This is a genomic window from Marinobacter sp. MA (assembly GCF_048298425.1).
Lineage (GTDB): Bacteria > Pseudomonadota > Gammaproteobacteria > Pseudomonadales > Oleiphilaceae > Marinobacter > Marinobacter salsuginis.
The window spans coordinates 4172809-4189702 of the sequence record NZ_CP103058.1; the positions used below are offsets into that span (position 1 = coordinate 4172809).

Consider the following 16894-nt stretch of genomic DNA (forward strand, 5'->3'; position numbering starts at 1 on the left):
CGAAAAATTTCCCGTGTTTCAGACTGATACACACCCAGAACTCTGGTTTTGACCCTGATCAAATTTTCATCAGGGCAAATACCAGCCTGGCAGAAGCGACACGTTGTAGGCAGCGTGTAGAATCACACAGGGCACGAGAGAGCCGTGGCGGTCCCGGAAGTATCCGAAAACCAGCGCAGGCACAAAAACCAGCCAGGCCATGAGGTCGGTTCGATAAACCAGATGCCAGGCGGTAAAAAGGAGCGCTGCAAACAGGTTTGCGCATGACAGACCCGCAACACCCCGTTTGCCCAGGGAGGTTCCCGACAGCCAGCCCTGCACCACCCCTCTGAAGGCCAGTTCCTCAATAATGGGGGCCCAGAGAATCAAAGACAGGATCGACAGAAGATCCGCGTCCTGCCAGCCGCTCCCATCGAAAAGAGTGGTCAGCACAATGCTGACCAGGCAGCCGGCCACCAGCGCAACCAGAAACTGCCAATCCGACATCAGCCGTTTGGGGGCAATCAGGCCCAATTGAGCCCGGAGGGAGATGGATTCCTGCATAAGCTGAGAGTGCCTGGCCGGCCAGAATTCAGACCCTGAATACTAGTGCAAACCGTGCAGGAAAGTCAGGCGCCACAAACAGAAAAGCGGAGCAAGGCTCCGCTTTTCTGAAAGGTGTTAACTGCCTTCAGGCGCTCTGGCGCTGGCCTGAACGGCCCCGGTTTCCGCCGCCACCCTGGCTACGGCCACCGCTGCGACCACCCGGCGTGGCACCAAAGCTTTTCGGCTTTCCACCGGGACGACCATTGCCACCGCCGTTACCATTACGGTTACGGGCGCGGCTAGGGTCAGCCTTCGCCTTGGGCTTGATCGGCAGGTTGTTCTTCGGCTCAAAGCCTTCCACTTCCTTGCGTGGCAGCTGCTTCTTGATCAGCTTCTCGATGCCTGCGAGCAGTTTGCCTTCATCGGCACTAACCAGTGACAAAGCATGACCACTCTCGCCAGCGCGACCGGTTCGGCCGATCCGGTGCACATAGTCTTCCGGCACGTTCGGCAGCTCAAAGTTCACCACCTGGGGCAGTTGCTTGATGTCCAGGCCGCGGGCAGCGATATCCGTAGCTACCAGAACACGCACTTCGCCGGCCTTGAAGTCAGCCAACGCGCGGGTGCGGGCGCCCTGTGACTTGTTGCCATGGATGGCAGCCGCGGTGATGCCGTCCTTCTCCAGTTTCTGGGTCAGGCGGTTGGCACCGTGCTTGGTACGGGTGAAGACCAGCACCTGATCCCAGCTGTTGTCCCGAACCAGCTTGCTCAAAAGAGCCGTCTTCTGGCTCTGGTCTACCGGATACACCGATTGTTTTACCTTTTCAGCGGTGGTGTTCCGGGCGGCGACTTCCACCTGCACCGGGTTATCCAGCAGGCCTTCGGCAAGCTTGCGAATATCGTTGGAGAAAGTCGCTGAAAATAGCAGGTTCTGGCGCTTGGCCGGCAGCAAGGCAAGAATCTTGCGGATGTCGCGGATAAAGCCCATGTCCAGCATGCGATCGGCTTCGTCCAGCACCAGGATCTCCACTTCGTTGAAGCGCACAGCGTTCTGCTGATACAGGTCCATCAGACGGCCAGGTGTTGCCACCAGCACGTCCAGGCCTTTGCGCAGCTTCATCATCTGCGGATTGATTTTCACGCCACCGAAGACCACAGCCGCCTTGGTGGGGATGTATTTGCTGTAAAGGTTCACGCTGTCATGAACCTGCGCCGCCAGCTCACGGGTAGGCGTCAAAATCAGGGCGCGGGGACCTTTGCCGGTGCGCGGATTTTCACCCAGACGCTGCAAAAGGGGCAAGGTAAAGCCGGCGGTTTTGCCGGTACCGGTCTGGGCAGCTGCCATCACGTCCCGGCCAGAAAGCACGGCGGGAATGGCCTGGGCCTGGATGGGAGACGGGGTTTCATAACCCTGGTCAGACGTGGCACGAACCAGCTGCTCGGACAAACCGAGTGAAGAAAAACTCATATAGATAAACTCTTGATTGTTCTGCCTTCACGAACACCGTTACAGGTGAATGCGGGCAGATGCCATGAATATTCATGGAATATAAGACGACTACGGTCACGCGCCGTTAACGGGGTGACGTCCTCTGACAGGTCGTATGGATAGGTCGCACGGGCTTGGAGCCTTAAACTGCGGAATCCCTAGAGGCAGGATGCGGGAACAGTAACAGAGCCCCGGGCATTTAGCCATAGGTGATTATAATAAGCATCCGAAGGAACCTGGCGCACTTCCCAAAGTCAGAATGTTCTGATCACCCCAACCCGATACCAATCTCTATGAGGAAGTTACAGGAATGAGCGTCAGCATCGGTCCATTGAGCCTGTCCATCGGCCACCTGCTCCTGGTTATCGCCTTCGGTCTGGCTCTGTTGGTTGGCGGGATACTCGGCCGCAAGTACCGGGTACCGGTGGCCGGATCGGTGGCCGATATCTTTGTGGTAGCGATGCTCAGCGCCCGGATCGGTTTCGTGATCAGCTACTTCAAGCATTACCAGAACGACCTGCTGGGCATCATTGATATCCGGGACGGCGGTTTTGATGTGCTCTGGGGTTTCATCGGCGCCATCGTCTTCACCGGCTTCCTGATCTGGCGCAGAAGAGCCCAGCGGAAGCCACTGGCCACGGCTGTATTAACTGGCTTCCTGTTTTGGGCAGGCACAGCAGGAACGATCACGCTGATCGAACAACAGGCCCGGGGCATGCCGGACGTTACCCTACGATCGCTCAATGGCGAAGCGATCAACATGTTCCAGTTGGCTCGGGGCCAACCCCTGGTGGTGAACCTCTGGGCGACCTGGTGCCCACCCTGCATCCGGGAAATGCCGGTTCTGGAAGAAGCCCAGCAAATTTACCCGGATATCGCATTTGTGTTTGCCAACCAGCGGGAACAGCCGGAAACCATCCGTTCCTTTCTGGAAGAAAACCGCCTGAACCTGAACAACCTCTACCGGGACGACCAGGCCCAACTGGCCCGGGCCGTGGGGAGCAGCGGCTTACCAACCACGCTTTTCTACAATGCCGAGGGCCAGTTAATCGATTCTCATATGGGCGAACTGTCACGGGCGACCCTGGCCCGGGGCCTGGAGAAGATCCGCACACTGGAAGAATGATCCTGACTCGATTTCCCGATGGCGGCCTGAGGTTTATCTACTGGGTGGCCGCTTTGGCAAAATTCCCCAGTGCAACGCTCACTTTGTCGAGCACCTCATCGCACCCTTCAATGCTATGACGGTTTTTCAAGTACTCGGGATTGTTGTACCCCAGCCAAACCTCGCCATTGGCATCCGCCCAGATCAGCGCTTTCTGGGGCAGGTCAATGGCGACACTCTGGGCGCACTGCATCAGCGGAGTGCCGACTTTGGGGTTGCCGAAAATAACCACTTCGGTGGGACGAAGTTCCAGCCCGGCTTTTTCAGCGCCCTGCTGATGGTTAACCCGGGCCATGACCGTCATTCCTTTTTCCTTCAGCACAGACTCGAGCTTGTCCGCCGTGGCTTTGACGTCGTGGCTGCTTTTGACCGTGACTAACCCGTCTGCCGCCTGTGCGTGCATTGCGAACAGCAGAGTTGAAGTTATCAGGGCAAGTCTGAGAATACAGCGCATGGTGTCCTCCGGAGAGTTTGCAGAGGATTTCAGCATAGAACACAACTCATCAGTGCGCTTCGAGGAGGGGCAGAACGCGAGCAAATCTGGTTGGAGGAATCCGAAAGGGCAGATCGCGAGTACTATGGTAGGGAGATACGTGTTTATACGTAGGCATAATCCCAAAAGACAGGAAAGACTTCGCTATGTCCCGATGGAAGTTTGCACCCGGTATTCTGATTTTGCCGCTGCTGTTCGCCGGCTGCAGTGAAAATAATAGCCAACAGACGACAACTCAGCCGACAGCAGAACTCAAACCGCCATCGGAAACCGGCATTCTCAAAGTCGCCACCCGCAACGGCTCCACGACTTATTACCTGGATCGGCATGAAAACCCCGTCGGCCCCGAGCACGCACTGATCAGTGCCTATGCCGAGCAACGTGGATGGGAAGTGGAATGGACCATGCTGGAATCCACCAGCGAGGTTCTCGATGCACTTGAGGCCGGCAACACCCATCTGGCGGCAGCGGGCCTGACTCACCTGGCCTCACGGGATGAACGCTTTGCCCGTGGACCGACCCACACCGAGATTACCGAACAACTGGTCTGCCATCGCGATTCGCGACCCATGCCCCGCAAACCCGAGGACATCCCCGGCACCGATATCGTCGTGACTGCCGGTTCCAGCTATGTCGAAACCCTGAACACGCTCAACGAGCAACACCCCGGCATCGAATTCGAAGAGGATGCAGACCGCACCACAGAGGTGATTCTCTCGGACGTTGCCGAGCAGGAGGTGGGTTGCACCGTGGCCGATTCCAACATCGTTCAGGTGATGCGCCGGCATTTTCCGCACCTGGAAGTTGCCATGACGCTGACGGACGGTCGGAACCTGGGCTGGTATCTGCCCAAGAACCAGCAGGCGCTGGGAGACGATGCCCATGAATGGATGAACAGCGTCGATGGCGATGAAGCCATCGGACTGATGGAGAACCGATACTATTCCTACATTGGTGATTTCGATTTTGTCGATCTGCGCGCGCTGAACCGGCGAATTGAGGATCGGCTGCCGGAGTTCATTGATCAATTCCGGGAAGCGGAAGCCAAAACCGGCATGCCCGCCGACCTGCTTGCCGCTTTGGCTTACCAGGAATCTCACTGGGATCCCGCCGCGAAATCGCCTACTGGCGTCCGAGGTATCATGATGCTGACCCAGCGGACTGCCGAATCACTGGGCGTGACCAACCGGCTGGACCCTGAGGCGGCCATTGATGGCGGTGCACGCTATCTGGCTGACAGACACCGCCGCCTGCCGGAAACCATTCCGGAGCCGGACCGCACGTTCCTGGCCCTGGCCAGCTACAATATCGGACGTGGACATCTGCTCGATGCCCGCGCGCTCGCCAGGACCCTGAACAAGAATCCGGACTCCTGGCAGGACATGACCGAGGTGTTACCCCTCAAGGCGGACAAGCGATACTACCCAAGCACCCGCTACGGATACGCCCGGGGCTACGAGCCAGTGCATTATGTGCAGCGAATCCGTAACTACCGGGACGTGATTCGTTCCGCCTTCGAATAACCTGTTGATAATTAAAAGGGAGCGCGGCCCCGAAACGGGCCGCAACAAGCTATGGTAAACAGGATTTTCACCTGGTTTTTTCTGCTCACACTGGCGATCTCAGTCCAGGTCCATGCCCAGACCTCCCCTCTGAGGGTCGGAATTACCGAGGTGCCGCCCTTTGCAATGAAAAACGGTGACGGACGCTGGGAAGGCATCAGCGTTGACCTCTGGCAGGAAGTGGCAGCCGGGATTGACCGGGAGTTCAAATGGGTACCGATGAGCTTCAACGAACTGTTGAACGCCACCGAAAACGGCGAGATTGATGTGGCCGTCGGCGCCCTTACCATGACCGCAGACCGCGAAGGCCGGTTTGATTTCAGCCACCCTTTCTATCAGACCGGTCTATCCATAGCAGTTCCGCCGGTGCCGGAGCAGAGCCTCCTCGGTAGCCTACGAGCCATGGTCAGCTGGCAGTTCGTAAGCGTGGTACTGGCTCTCGGCGCTCTGCTCCTGGCCGTCGGCTTCCTGCTCTGGCTGGTTGAGCGACGTCGAAATCCGGAACAGTTCGGGGGCTCTGCGGCCGAAGGGATCGGTTCAAGCTTCTGGTGGGCGGCTGTCACCATGACCACCGTCGGTTACGGAGACAAGGCTCCAGTTACTTTCCCGGGCCGGTTGATTGCCCTGGTGTGGATGTTTGCCGGTTTGATCATGGTCGCCAGCTTCACGGCAGCCATCACCTCCTCTCTGACCGTCAGCAACCTGCGCACCGGTATCGAGGGCGTTGGGGACCTGCCAGGAAAAATTGTCGCCACCATTGGCCAGACTGCCAGCCAGCGCTATCTGGAAGAAGAGCGCATTCGCTATCAAACCTACCCCAACCTCACTGCTGCCATGACCTCGGTTGCCGACGGCGAGAGCGATGCCATCGTTTACGACCGGCCGCTGATGCAGTACCGCAACCAGCAGCTGGGCGAGAAGCGGCTGACTATCCTGCCGGGGGTATTTGCAGAGCAGCTTTATGCATTGGCCTTGCCCGAGGGCAGTCCAATTCGGGCACCGGTTTCCCAGGAGATACTGCGAGTGACCGAATCCGAGGATTGGGTTGCCATTCAAGCCGCGTACCTTGGCAGGGAATGACTTAAGAGCCTGAACGGCTTCCGTGCTCAGGCCCCGAACAGGGCCGAGCGCAGAGGCCGAAGGAAACCACCGGATTCCTTGTGACTCGCATGGGTCCGCTTGCCATCGAATTCCAGATAGCCATCTTCGATCGGCTCAAATCTCAGGATTTTCACATCCTCCAGGTAATTCTGGGACGATTTCCAGGGCCCATGGGTACCCTGTCGGGGCAGGCGATCGGCCGCGCGATTGATGTAGCCGGAATTGAGGGAGCCCAGGACGGTGTCTTCGCCGCGGCTGTTCTCGGTGTCACGGGCCACCACGGTGCGGTAGCCACGCTTGTCCATCAGGTTCATCAACCGGCACAGATATTCAGCGGCAATGTCGACCTTCAGGGTCCAGGAAATGTTGGTGTAACCGAAGATCATGCCGGCATTGGGTACACCCTCCACCATCACGTTCTTGTAGATAATCTTGTCTTTCATCACCACTTCCCGGCCATCCACGGTCGGTCGGATCCCGCCCAGCATCTGGATATCCAGGCCGGTGGCCGGAATGATGATATCCGCCGCCAATTCCTCGCCGGACTTCAGGCGTATGCCGGTTTCCGTAAAGCGATCAATATGATCGGTGGCGATGGAGGCCTTGCCGGCTTTCATGGCCTGGAAAAGGTCCCCGTCTTTCACCACACACAGGCGTTGGTCCCAGGGATTGTAATCCGGCGTGAAGTGCCGCATGTCGGCGGTGTCGCCAACCTTGCGTTTGATGATGCCCAGGAACAGCCGTCGCATGAACTGCGGGCTCTTTCTGGAACGCTGGTAGAGAAAACGCGAAATAGAAATATTCCTGGCCCGGGTCAGCCGGTAGGCGGTCGTCTCGGGCAGGACCTTTTGCAAGGCCAGAGTGACCTTGTCGGTTGACGGCAGAGGCATCAGATAAGTGGGAGAACGCTGGAGCATGGTCACGTGGGCGGCCTTCTCTGCCATGGTCGGCACCAGGGTAATCGCGGTTGCGCCGCTGCCGATGACCACCACCTTCTTGCCCGTGTAGTCGAGATCTTCGGGCCAGTGCTGGGGATGTACGATCTGGCCGCGGAAATCACTTTCGCCCGGAAAGTCCGGTTTGTAGCCCTGATCATAATTGTAGTAACCGGTGCACCCGACCAAGAAGTTGGCAGTGTAGTGCTCGGTATCACCTGTTGCTTCGTTCAGGGCCGTGAGCTTCCAGCATTTGTCCACGCCCGACCAGTCTGCCGTCTTGACCGCCAGCCCGAAACGAATGTGGCGCTCCACGTCGTGTTCCCTGGCGGTCTCCGACACATAATTCTTGATCGACGCACCATCCGCCAGCACCTTGCCGCCGGTCCAGGGACGGAAGTTGTAGCCGAAGGTGAACATGTCGGAATCCGACCGGATACCCGGATAGCGGAAAAGGTCCCAGGTGCCCCCCAGGGCTTGCCGGCGCTCGAGGATGGCAAATGATTTCCCTGGGCACTCGCGCTTCAGGTGACACGCCATACCAATGCCGGAAACACCGGCGCCGATGATCAGTACATCGAAATGCTGGTTGCTCATTGCCTGTCCTCTCGGATTCCAGTCCGCTTTTTATAATCAATGGTCTGTCATCAAGATAGCGCAGGCCTGGCGGCCCGGGAATTGGCCAAAGCGGTACCCGCCCCTGGTTGTTTCAGCCAGTCATCCGCCGGGGGCGTAGTCGGAGGGAGGATCTGCAGAATTGAAACCCCGCCTACAATGGCAATTCCTACCGGATTGCGGACAAGACCACCATGACAAAACCGATCCTTATTCTCGGCGGCGCATCGCTGGATACCATCATTCACCTCCCGGCACTGCCAACGCCGGAGCCACAGACCATCTGGCCCAGGGAAAGCTACCGGGCCCTGGGCAGCACCGGTGCCGGCAAAAGCCTGAACCTGGCTGCTCTTGGGCAAACCGTCGTCTTTCATACATTGCTGGGCGGGGATCCGGAAGGCCAGCAGATTCAGGTCGCACTCGGCCACCCCGGGATCCGGCTTCTGACGGAACAGACCGACGCCCCGACCGAACAGCACGTAAACCTCATGTCTGCAGACGGCAAACGTATTTCCCTGTTCATCCAGCCGCCCCCGGAGCCGGAACAGGTGGACTGGAACCAGGCGCAACAGGCTTTGGCAGAGTGCGCCGTGGCGGTGGTAAACATCCTCGGTTACACCCGCTCTGCCCTGCCGTGGCTGAAGGCTTCAGGCACGCCCATCTGGACCGACCTGCACGACTACGACGGCCACAATTCCTACCACGAACCCTTTATCGACGCCGCGCGGGCCATCTTCCTGTCCAGCGACAATCTTCCGGACTACCGCACCACCATGGAAGGGTTGATAGCTCGGGGTAAGGAGTTCGTGGTGTGCACCCACGGATCGGAGGGGGCGACGCTGCTGAACAAGGAAGGACGGTGGCTGGAGCAACCCGTGATGCCAGTCTCCGGGGTGGTCGATACCAACGGCGCCGGCGATGCGTTTTTCAGCGGTTTTCTGCACCGTTACCTGCAAGGCGCCGAACTGGCAGACTGCCTGAGGGCCGGCGCAATCTGCGGAGCGCTCTGTGTGACCAGCCGTGAGCTTGCATCACCCGAGCTGAGCCCGGAACGGCTGGCCTGACACCCGGGATCAGCTGCCTGGGGTGAAATCGGGGTATTTCTTCTTAAGCCGGTAGAGGCGGATGATGGTGATGATATTGGTGACCAACACCATGCCTTCGGCCAGTGTGCCACCCACCGAGCCGATCACGATGTTGTTGAGCATCCAGGACAGGGCCGCGCACCCGAGGACGATCCGCAGGGGAATGCCCCGGAGCATGAACATGCCCAAGGTGCCGAAAACCGCGGCGGCCAGGGGGAAAACGTCTGTGATCGATTTCCAGGTCGCCCAGGCGACAAGCAGGTTCACCGCCAGCATGCCCAGCATAATGGACCAGTTGCCCTGGTATCTGCGGGCCAGGGCGATCCTTAAAATCACCAGAACCGTCAGTGCCGACGCTGTCCAGCTCTGGAAAAACGCGAACATCAGGGCAAAGGCCACATTGGCGGAAATGAGCAGCACCATCAGCCGGTCATCGTTCTTGTTGGCGAAACCGGCTATGCAGAAACCCAGGGCTACCAGACCGCACACCTGGCCCAGCACCTCGGCGAGGGTCATGTCCGCGATCAGATCAATCATCCTTTACCGGCCTGTCGTTCGTCGCCATATCGGTAATCCCCTCTGTCTGCAAAAGGTTTCAGCCTGCCACAATCAATGCCTTTGAGCCATCCAGCTCCCTGTGCCAAAGTGCTCACGTCATTCAGCAAGGACCCACCCAGGACCATGAAAACCGTATTCTCTCCACTGCACAGCCGCCGACACGTCAAAACCGAACTGGACGGTGGGCTGCTGATCGAACCCCACGAGAAGCCTTCCCGTGCCGAAACCATCCTGGCAAGGGTGAAGGATCAGGCGCTGGGGGAGATTCTGGAACCGGAGGAATTTGGCCTGGAGCCCGTCAAACGGGTGCACACGGCCGATTATGTGGCTTTCCTGGAAACCTGCTGGCAGGACTGGCTGGCGGCCGGCAAACCGGGCGAGGCGATTCCGGCGGTCTGGGCCGGGCGCGGCATGCGCCACCGGCTACCCAAAGACATCGACGGCCGGCTGGGATACTACAGCTTTGCGGCGGAGACCTCGATTTCGGACGGCACCTGGGAAGCGGCCCGGGCCTCCGCCAACGTGGCCCTGACCGCCCAGAAACTGGTGGCCGAAGGCGAACGCGCCGCCTTTGCCCTGTGCCGCCCGCCCGGCCACCACGCCCACGCCGACCTTTTTGGTGGCTACTGTTTCTTCAACAATGCCGCCATCGTGGCCCAGGCCTTCCGCGACCAGGGTTATGGCAAGGTCGCGGTCCTGGATGTGGACTTTCACCACGGTAACGGCACCCAGACGATTTTCTATGATCGCAACGACGTGCTGACCATCAGCCTGCATGGCGATCCAGACCTGGTGTTTCCCCATTTTCTGGGCTTCGAAGACGAGATTGGCGAGGGCGCAGGCGAGGGCTACAACCTGAACATTGTCTACCCGCCCAACACGCCATACCGTGTCTGGAGTCAGGGGCTGGAGAAGGCCTGCGAGCGCATCCAGGCATTCCAGCCCGATGCCCTGGTGGTCGCGCTGGGTGTCGACACTTTCGAGGAGGACCCGATCTCTTTCTTCAAACTGACCTCCGGCGATTATCTGACCCTGGGCCAGCGCCTCGCACAGCTTGGACTACCAACGGTATTTACCATGGAGGGCGGTTACGACGTCGACGCCATCGGCGTCAATGCGGTGAACGTGATGCAGGGATTCGACCGGGCTGCAGGCTGAATCAGCCCTTGAAGCCCTTGCCGAGGACGTAGACTTCCCGGGAGCGGGAGCGGGAGGAATCCGGCTTTCGCACCACCACCTTGTCGAAGACGGCGCGTACGGATTTCAGGTACTCGTCGTACCCTTCGCCCTGAAACACCTTGGCCAGGAAACTGCCCTTGGGCTTCAGCACCTGACTTGCCATGTCCAGCGCCAGTTCCACCAGGTACATGGACGAGGCCTGGTCGGAAACGGTCACGCCGCTGATGTTCGGCGCCATGTCGGAAATCACCACGTCGACCGGGTCATCGCCCAGGTTGGCCATGATCGATTCGAACACGTCGTTCTCGGTGAAATCACCCTGGATAAAATCGACGCCGGCAATGGCATCCATGGGCAGGATATCGGAGGCGATGACACGGCCCTTGTGGCCCACGAGTTTGGCCGCCACCTGGGACCAGCCACCGGGGGCGGACCCCAGATCCACAACCACCATGTTGGGGTGGATCAGCCGATCCTTCTTGTTGATCTCAAGTAGCTTGTAACTGGCACGCGAGCGGTAGCCATCCACCTGCGCCTGCTTCACGAAGGGGTCGTTGACGTGCTCTTCGAGCCAGCGGTTACTGCTTTTGGATCGGGCCATGGGGTCTCTTCAGAACGGGAAAGCCAAGCGCTTATTGTACGTGCCGCGCCGGGCCGCGGCAAAACCCTGACAACCGGGCTGGCCACACGTACAATCCGGCCAGCATTCTGTGATTTTTCAGAACCGACCAAGCCCACCTCACCGGAGACTCCCCTCGTGAATCTGGCCGACATCAAAAAGCTGCACCAGAAAAAATACCGGAAGTCGTTTGGCCACTACCTTGTTGAGGGTGAGCACCTGATTCTTGAGCTGCAGAAAGCCGTTGCCAGCCAACCTGCTCTGAAGGCTTCGGAACTGTACGTCACCGGTGCCTATGAGCACTGGCAGAGCCCGTTCAAAACCCATGTCATCAGCGATCGCCAGATGGCACAGCTTGCCGACACCCGAACACCCCAGGGGATTCTGGCGGTGGTCCCCATGCCGGAACGACCGGCTGAACCGGTGCCCGGGGAGAAAGCGATTTATCTGCACGAGGTTCAGGACCCCGGCAACCTGGGCACCATACTCCGCAGCCTGGCCTGGTTCGGCGGTTTCCGGTGCCTGTTAAGCCCGGGCAGTGTGGATCCGTTCAATCCAAAAGTGGTGCGTGCCAGCATGGGGGCGCTCTTTCACGTGCCTCTTGAAACCGACGTTGAACTGGCCAGCCTTGCCGACCGCTACCAGAGCCTTGCCTGCCTGGACCTCAAAGGCAGTTCGATGACATCGCAGGCTTTCCGCCAGCACGACTGTTATCTGTTTGGTAACGAAGCCCGGGGTGTGCCGCGCGAAGCTCTCGACCATCTAAAGGCGGCGCCCTACAGCATTCAAGGCCAGGGCCAAATCGAATCCCTGAACCTGGCATCGGCGGTCAATATGTGCACCTACGAATTAATGCGAGAGCTTTAGGCTGCAAACCGAATTCTGTGAGCATTTTCGGCAATGGTTCTGGCGGATACCGCCATTGCCTGACGATTGCCAATTGAGCACGATCAGAGGTTGATCCTGAAACCGGACCGATGACTATGGAACGCTATCTCCAGCCCACCGCCTTTTTCGACTATGACCATCCCCGGCTGGCCGCCTGGATTGAGTCACAGCTGGAGGGTGTTCCTGATGAGCCGGTGGAGCAGATCAAGACGCTCTATCTCGCTGTTCGCGACAGTATTAGCTATAACCCTTACGTGTTCCGTACTGATGCCAACACGTTCAGTGCCAGTTATGCCCTGGAAAGCGGCGAAACCTACTGCATCCCCAAGGCCGTTCTTCTGGGCGCAGCAGCTCGCTCGATTGGCATTCCCAGCCGGCTTGGGCTGGCCGATGTGCGCAATCATCTCTCAAGCCCGAAACTGATCGAATGGCTGCAGTCGGACATCTTCCGGATGCATGGGTACATCGAGCTGTTCCTGAACGGCCAATGGGTCAAGGCGACCCCTGCGTTCAACCGGCAACTGTGCGAGCTGATGAAGGTGGAACCGCTGGAATTCGACGGGGTGCACGATTCCATGTTTCAGGAGTACACCGAGGACGGTCATGCGCACATGGAATATGTGAACGACCACGGCCTGTTCGACGACGTGCCCCACGAATTCATCGTCTCCGGAGTGCGTGAGGCCTACGGCCATCTCTTCGAGGACGAGGAAGAACCTGACATGCCCAAGGGGAGTCTCGAGCAGGATATATCGAGGCCCTAGAGCCTGCTCGCTACCGAGCCCGTTTCCTGCCTTGTCAGCGCTCCAGTGATCGCATCCAGCACGGCATCAGGGTCAGGCACGGCCTTCGCAGTCTCAGACTCGCCAACACGGCTGAACTGTCGGAAATCGACACTGCCCCAATTCTCCGGATCCGCAATGCGCTGTACCTGATCGATATTGTCACGGGTTGCCGGTTCCAGCTTGTAGCGGAACACATAGTCCGGTGACATATCATCGAAGTCCCGGCCATTGTGGTAGTCATGCAGGAGGAGCAAGGCAAGCCCACCACCCATGAAATGCCGCCCCAGGCTGACCAGCAACTCCCCCGACCGGATTTTATCCAGGGCTTCGGGTTGCCAGTCGACACTGCCCACCAGCAGATCCTGCCCCGGGACCCGGCCGGCATTCCGGGCAGCTTCAATGGCCCCCAGTGCCATGCCATCGCTCGCGCTCCAGATGGAAACAGTCTCCGGATAGCGTTTCAGCAGGACTTCCGTTTTTTCACGGGCCAGGGCACCGCTCCAGTTGGCATACACAAGCTGCAGAAGCTCACTGCGCTGTTGAACGGCAGCAGCAAGCATCCCCCCGTCCCTATCCTTGCCGGCAGAGGAATCCCGTGTTCCCGAGAGGGCCACCATGGGAATTCTGGATCCGGAGGCGAGCCCTGATTGTTCGGCCTGCTTACCCAGTAGCGTTACCAGGGTGCGACCGGCGGCAATATTGTCCGGAGACAGGTGGCCTAGCCAGGCCGGCAGAACCGTTCGCGGCGTACCGATGCTGGCTCGGGCGCCGTCAGGCACATCGGTATTGAAAGTGAACGCCTTTACCCCCGCCCCATCCGCGAGCCTGAGCATGGGTTCGGTGACATTCTCCTTGCACATGAACAGCAGGTAGTCCGGCTTTTCGTCACGGCCCAACACGTCCTTCGCCATGCGAAGATAGCTGAATCGATGACTCTCCCGGTCGTACTGAACCTCCAGATCTACCTCGAGATCCTCCGCCACCGCCTCCATGAAACCGGCCACCAGTTGCCAGAAACGGGAGTCGTCCGGAGACAGAAAAACAACACTGGGTCTGAGACTGGCGTTTGCAAGAGGAGCTGCAAGCAGGAGCAGGAAACTGATCAACAAGCGGGCTGGATAAGACCTCATGAAACAAATCACCCTCTGGAGGATCTGCCTGGGTTGGCTTTCGTGGAGCCTAAGCTACCGACCTGCCGTGTAACAGACAAGCGGAGATGCGTAACCGAAGTCTCAGTTCAGGGAAGAAGGTTCAGCCGCGGCGGCCGGCTCTTCAAATTCGACATAGAGCTTTCCGGCCAGTTGTTCATAGACGCCGGCGTTTTTCAGGCGCTTCATCTCGGCCGACAGGCTTCTGAGGAATTGCCGGTTGGCTTGTGTGTTGTGACAGGTTAGCCGGTCATAACTTTCAAGCAGCGGACTTGCAGGATCGTAGCTGAGCTTGTCCAGGAACGGACGCACATCGGGAACGGCAGCGATCATAGCGCCAAATCGCTGATGCTCAAGCATGGCCAGATTCTGGGCATCACTCTTGGACCAGACCACATCGACATTGTGAGCCTCCAGAACCCCATCCAGATAGGTCTCATGGCCAATGACCGCCCCTACGGTTTTGCCCTCCAGTTTGGACAGAGCACTGACGGGCTCGTCACCCGGCGGGGTAAACAGATAGTAAGTGAACTTGCCGAGGGGAAAACTCGCGACAACGGCGTCTTCCCCCAGCCGCCGCTCGAGAACTTCGGTAAAAGAATAGATGCAGTCGGCGCCCCGCTGCTCGAACACCAGCATCGCCCGTTTGTAGGGATAGAACTCTTCACTCACTGAAACGTCCAGACCATCCAGGGCCCGATACAGGATTTTCTGGTAAACCCCGTCGCCGTTTTCGGTCAACAGACTGGTGATGTCCGGAACCGCAATCCGAACGACCGGATCGGCCACTGAAGGGGCGCTCAGGAGGCTTGCGCCAAACAGTAACGCAAGGATAGACAGGAGGAAGCGTTTCATACCACGCGCATCGGTCCATGACGGTAAAAGTGACTATTTTTCATACAGGACTGGAAGTATGACAACGACGTTTCACTTGTGCCAGAAAAACCTTGTTAAACCTGTGGGTTTAGCCATAAAAAAAGCACCGGATCGCTCCGGTGCTTCTCTCTCATCAGGCGGCTGTTTTCTGGTTTACGCCGCTTCGTCTTCGCTTTCATCCACGGAGTTGCGGATCAGGAAGTCAAAGGCGCTCAGGGCGGCCTTCGAACCCTCACCCATGGAGATGACGATCTGCTTGTAGGGCACGGTGGTCGCGTCGCCCGCCGCAAAGACTCCCGGAATGGAGGTTTCATTGCGATCGTTGACGATGATCTCACCGTGCTGGCTCAGTTCGATGTCACCCTTGAGCCATTCGGTGTTGGGCACCAGGCCAATCTGCACGAACACACCTTCCAGGGAGATGTGGTGCTGCTCACCGGACTTACGGTCGGTGTAGTTCAGGCCATTTACCTTGCCGTTTTCACCGGTGATCTCCGTGGTCTGTCCGGAGGTGATGATTTCCACGTTCTTCAGGCTGCGCAGTTTCTTCTGTAGGACCTCATCAGCGCGCATTTCGGCACCGAACTCGATCAGGGTCACGTGGCCCACGATGCCGGCCAGGTCGATGGCGGCTTCAACACCGGAGTTACCACCGCCGATAACGGCAACACGCTTGCCCTTGAACAGGGGACCGTCACAGTGCGGGCAGTAGGCCACGCCCTTGTTGCGGTACTCTTCCTCTCCCGGTACGCCCATCTGGCGCCAGCGAGCTCCAGTGGACAGAACCAGACTGCGCGCCTTGAGGGTGGCACCATTTTCCAGACGCACTTCGTGGGGCATGCCCGGGCGCGAGGCTGGAATCAGCTTCTCGGCGCGCTGCATGTTCATGATATCGACGTCGTACTCTTTGACGTGCTGCTCCATGGCCGAGACCAGTTTCGGGCCTTCGGTATAAGGTACGGAGATCAGGTTTTCGATTCCCATGGTGTCAGCCACCTGGCCACCGAAACGCTCGGCTGCGATGCCGGTAGAGATTCCCTTACGGGCTGCGTAGATGGCGGCAGAGGCGCCGGCCGGCCCGCCACCAATCACCAGAACCTCGAAGGTATCCTTCTGGTTGATCTTCTCGGCGTCTTTCTCGCTGGAGCTGGTGTCCAGTTTGGCGACAATCTCTTCCAGGGTCATACGGCCCTGGCCCCAGGGCTCACCGTTCATGTAAACGCTGGGCACCGCCATGACTTCGCGCTGCTCCACTTCATCCTGGAACAAGGCTCCGTCGATGGAGGTGTTCTTGATGTTCGGGTTCAGCACGCTCATAAGATTCAGTGCCTGAACCACATCCGGGCAGTTCTGGCAGGACAGGGAGAAGTAGGTCTCGAACTCGAACCGACCTTCCAGCGACTGAATCTGCTCAATCACATCCTGGGAAGCCTTGGAGGGGTGGCCGCCCACCTGCAGCAGGGCCAGTACCAGCGAGGTAAATTCGTGGCCCATGGGAATGCCGGCAAAGCGAACGCCAATATCGGTGCCTACACGGTTAATGGCGAAGGAAGGACGACGCACATCATTGGATTCTTCGGTGCGCAGGCTGATCTTGGAAGACATGGGTTCCAGTTCTTCCAGCAGTTCCCGGAGTTCCTGGGACTTCTTGCTGTCGTCATAGGCCGCAACCAGCTCGATCGGCTGCTGCAGCTTGTCCATGTAGGCCTTGAGCTGTTCCTTGATATTGGCATCCAACATATTCCGACTTCTCCTTTAAATTTCGAAACTAAGTATTTGAAAAAATACGGTGGTCAATTGAAGTTGGTGCAAAGATACGGTCCGGCTACCCGATGCTCAAATTAATTGACCCAAACTGTTTGATAGAACTT

16 protein-coding genes are annotated in these 16894 nt (G+C 58.5%); 7 read left to right on the top strand and 9 right to left on the bottom strand.

The genetic code is table 11. The features are described from left to right. Positions 1-69: 69 nt before the first annotated feature. Positions 70-543, bottom strand: a complete 474-nt coding sequence (gene mrtJ, locus NUW46_RS19255; RefSeq protein ID WP_418140983.1) for a JDVT-CTERM system glutamic-type intramembrane protease MrtJ — start codon at positions 541-543, stop codon at positions 70-72. A gap of 127 nt (positions 544-670) precedes the next feature. After that, positions 671-1993, bottom strand: coding sequence for a DEAD/DEAH box helicase (locus tag NUW46_RS19260; RefSeq protein ID WP_418140984.1), 1323 nt, complete (start codon positions 1991-1993; stop codon positions 671-673). Between the two features lie 331 nt (positions 1994-2324). On the opposite strand from NUW46_RS19260, the gene NUW46_RS19265 reads away from it, so the two are divergent. Then, positions 2325-3140 (top strand): prolipoprotein diacylglyceryl transferase family protein, encoded by an 816-nt coding sequence (locus NUW46_RS19265; RefSeq protein ID WP_418140985.1) that lies wholly within the window; start codon positions 2325-2327, stop codon positions 3138-3140. Positions 3141-3177: 37 nt separating this feature from the next. Here the strand turns inward: NUW46_RS19265 and NUW46_RS19270 are convergent, their stop codons facing one another. After that, positions 3178-3633: a DUF302 domain-containing protein gene (locus NUW46_RS19270; RefSeq protein ID WP_418142065.1), complete on the bottom strand. Its 456-nt coding sequence runs from the start codon at positions 3631-3633 to the stop codon at positions 3178-3180. 185 nt (positions 3634-3818) lie between these two features. Between NUW46_RS19270 and mltF the strand changes: the two genes are divergently transcribed. Then, complete coding sequence (gene mltF / locus NUW46_RS19275; protein ID WP_418140986.1) at positions 3819-5195, top strand: membrane-bound lytic murein transglycosylase MltF; 1377 nt, start codon at positions 3819-3821, stop codon at positions 5193-5195. A gap of 165 nt (positions 5196-5360) precedes the next feature. Further along, the gene (locus NUW46_RS19280) at positions 5361-6314 is read left to right on the top strand and encodes a transporter substrate-binding domain-containing protein (RefSeq protein WP_418140987.1); all 954 of its coding nucleotides are present in this window, start codon (positions 5361-5363) and stop codon (positions 6312-6314) included. Between the two features lie 26 nt (positions 6315-6340). On the opposite strand, the gene NUW46_RS19285 is transcribed toward NUW46_RS19280, so the two are convergent. After that, positions 6341-7867: a flavin-containing monooxygenase gene (locus NUW46_RS19285; RefSeq protein WP_418140988.1), complete on the bottom strand. Its 1527-nt coding sequence runs from the start codon at positions 7865-7867 to the stop codon at positions 6341-6343. Between the two features lie 212 nt (positions 7868-8079). Between NUW46_RS19285 and NUW46_RS19290 the strand changes: the two genes are divergently transcribed. Continuing rightward, positions 8080-8949 carry a carbohydrate kinase family protein gene (locus NUW46_RS19290; RefSeq protein ID WP_418140989.1) on the top strand — a complete coding sequence of 290 codons (870 nt, stop codon included), beginning with the start codon at positions 8080-8082 and terminating at the stop codon, positions 8947-8949. A gap of 9 nt (positions 8950-8958) precedes the next feature. Here NUW46_RS19290 and NUW46_RS19295 read toward each other — a convergent pair whose 3' ends face one another. Beyond that, complete coding sequence (locus tag NUW46_RS19295) at positions 8959-9507, bottom strand: YgjV family protein (protein WP_418140990.1); 549 nt, start codon at positions 9505-9507, stop codon at positions 8959-8961. Between the two features lie 144 nt (positions 9508-9651). Between NUW46_RS19295 and NUW46_RS19300 the strand changes: the two genes are divergently transcribed. Further along, entirely contained in the window at positions 9652-10686 is a 1035-nt protein-coding gene (locus NUW46_RS19300; RefSeq protein WP_418140991.1) for a histone deacetylase family protein, read from the top strand. Between the two features lies 1 nt (position 10687). On the opposite strand, the gene rlmE is transcribed toward NUW46_RS19300, so the two are convergent. Further along, positions 10688-11308, bottom strand: a complete 621-nt coding sequence (rlmE, locus tag NUW46_RS19305; RefSeq protein WP_418140992.1) for a 23S rRNA (uridine(2552)-2'-O)-methyltransferase RlmE — start codon at positions 11306-11308, stop codon at positions 10688-10690. Between the two features lie 156 nt (positions 11309-11464). On the opposite strand from rlmE, the gene NUW46_RS19310 reads away from it, so the two are divergent. Beyond that, a complete protein-coding gene (locus NUW46_RS19310; protein ID WP_418140993.1) occupies positions 11465-12193 on the top strand; it encodes a TrmH family RNA methyltransferase in 729 nt (242 codons plus the stop codon). Positions 12194-12309: 116 nt separating this feature from the next. Then, the gene (locus tag NUW46_RS19315) at positions 12310-12978 is read left to right on the top strand and encodes a transglutaminase-like domain-containing protein (protein WP_222465689.1); all 669 of its coding nucleotides are present in this window, start codon (positions 12310-12312) and stop codon (positions 12976-12978) included. Here the strand turns inward: NUW46_RS19315 and NUW46_RS19320 are convergent. The 3 genes from NUW46_RS19320 to ahpF form a co-directional block, all read right to left on the bottom strand. After that, on the bottom strand, positions 12975-14129 hold the full coding sequence (locus tag NUW46_RS19320) for an ABC transporter substrate-binding protein (RefSeq protein WP_418140994.1): 1155 nt from the start codon (positions 14127-14129) through the stop codon (positions 12975-12977). The two genes, NUW46_RS19315 and NUW46_RS19320, sit on opposite strands and share 4 nt — an antisense overlap. 102 nt (positions 14130-14231) lie before the next feature. Next, entirely contained in the window at positions 14232-15002 is a 771-nt protein-coding gene (locus NUW46_RS19325; protein ID WP_418140995.1) for a hypothetical protein, read from the bottom strand. A 174-nt stretch (positions 15003-15176) separates the two neighbouring features. Beyond that, complete coding sequence (gene ahpF, locus NUW46_RS19330) at positions 15177-16763, bottom strand: alkyl hydroperoxide reductase subunit F (protein WP_418140996.1); 1587 nt, start codon at positions 16761-16763, stop codon at positions 15177-15179. Between the last annotated feature and the right edge of the window lie 131 nt (positions 16764-16894).

What these genes read in the sequence shown, in the direction of transcription:
- mrtJ (WP_418140983.1), bottom strand. Translation starts at nt 543, where the DNA reads ATGCAGGAATCCATCTCCCTCCGGGCTCAATTGGGCCTGATTGCCCCC.
- NUW46_RS19260 (WP_418140984.1), bottom strand. Translation starts at nt 1,993, where the DNA reads ATGAGTTTTTCTTCACTCGGTTTGTCCGAGCAGCTGGTTCGTGCCACG.
- NUW46_RS19265 (WP_418140985.1), top strand. Translation starts at nt 2,325, where the DNA reads ATGAGCGTCAGCATCGGTCCATTGAGCCTGTCCATCGGCCACCTGCTC.
- NUW46_RS19270 (WP_418142065.1), bottom strand. Translation starts at nt 3,633, where the DNA reads ATGCGCTGTATTCTCAGACTTGCCCTGATAACTTCAACTCTGCTGTTC.
- mltF (WP_418140986.1), top strand. Translation starts at nt 3,819, where the DNA reads ATGTCCCGATGGAAGTTTGCACCCGGTATTCTGATTTTGCCGCTGCTG.
- NUW46_RS19280 (WP_418140987.1), top strand. Translation starts at nt 5,361, where the DNA reads ATGAAAAACGGTGACGGACGCTGGGAAGGCATCAGCGTTGACCTCTGG.
- NUW46_RS19285 (WP_418140988.1), bottom strand. Translation starts at nt 7,867, where the DNA reads ATGAGCAACCAGCATTTCGATGTACTGATCATCGGCGCCGGTGTTTCC.
- NUW46_RS19290 (WP_418140989.1), top strand. Translation starts at nt 8,080, where the DNA reads ATGACAAAACCGATCCTTATTCTCGGCGGCGCATCGCTGGATACCATC.
- NUW46_RS19295 (WP_418140990.1), bottom strand. Translation starts at nt 9,507, where the DNA reads ATGATTGATCTGATCGCGGACATGACCCTCGCCGAGGTGCTGGGCCAG.
- NUW46_RS19300 (WP_418140991.1), top strand. Translation starts at nt 9,652, where the DNA reads ATGAAAACCGTATTCTCTCCACTGCACAGCCGCCGACACGTCAAAACC.
- rlmE (WP_418140992.1), bottom strand. Translation starts at nt 11,308, where the DNA reads ATGGCCCGATCCAAAAGCAGTAACCGCTGGCTCGAAGAGCACGTCAAC.
- NUW46_RS19315 (WP_222465689.1), top strand. Translation starts at nt 12,310, where the DNA reads ATGGAACGCTATCTCCAGCCCACCGCCTTTTTCGACTATGACCATCCC.
- NUW46_RS19320 (WP_418140994.1), bottom strand. Translation starts at nt 14,129, where the DNA reads ATGAGGTCTTATCCAGCCCGCTTGTTGATCAGTTTCCTGCTCCTGCTT.
- NUW46_RS19325 (WP_418140995.1), bottom strand. Translation starts at nt 15,002, where the DNA reads ATGAAACGCTTCCTCCTGTCTATCCTTGCGTTACTGTTTGGCGCAAGC.
- ahpF (WP_418140996.1), bottom strand. Translation starts at nt 16,763, where the DNA reads ATGTTGGATGCCAATATCAAGGAACAGCTCAAGGCCTACATGGACAAG.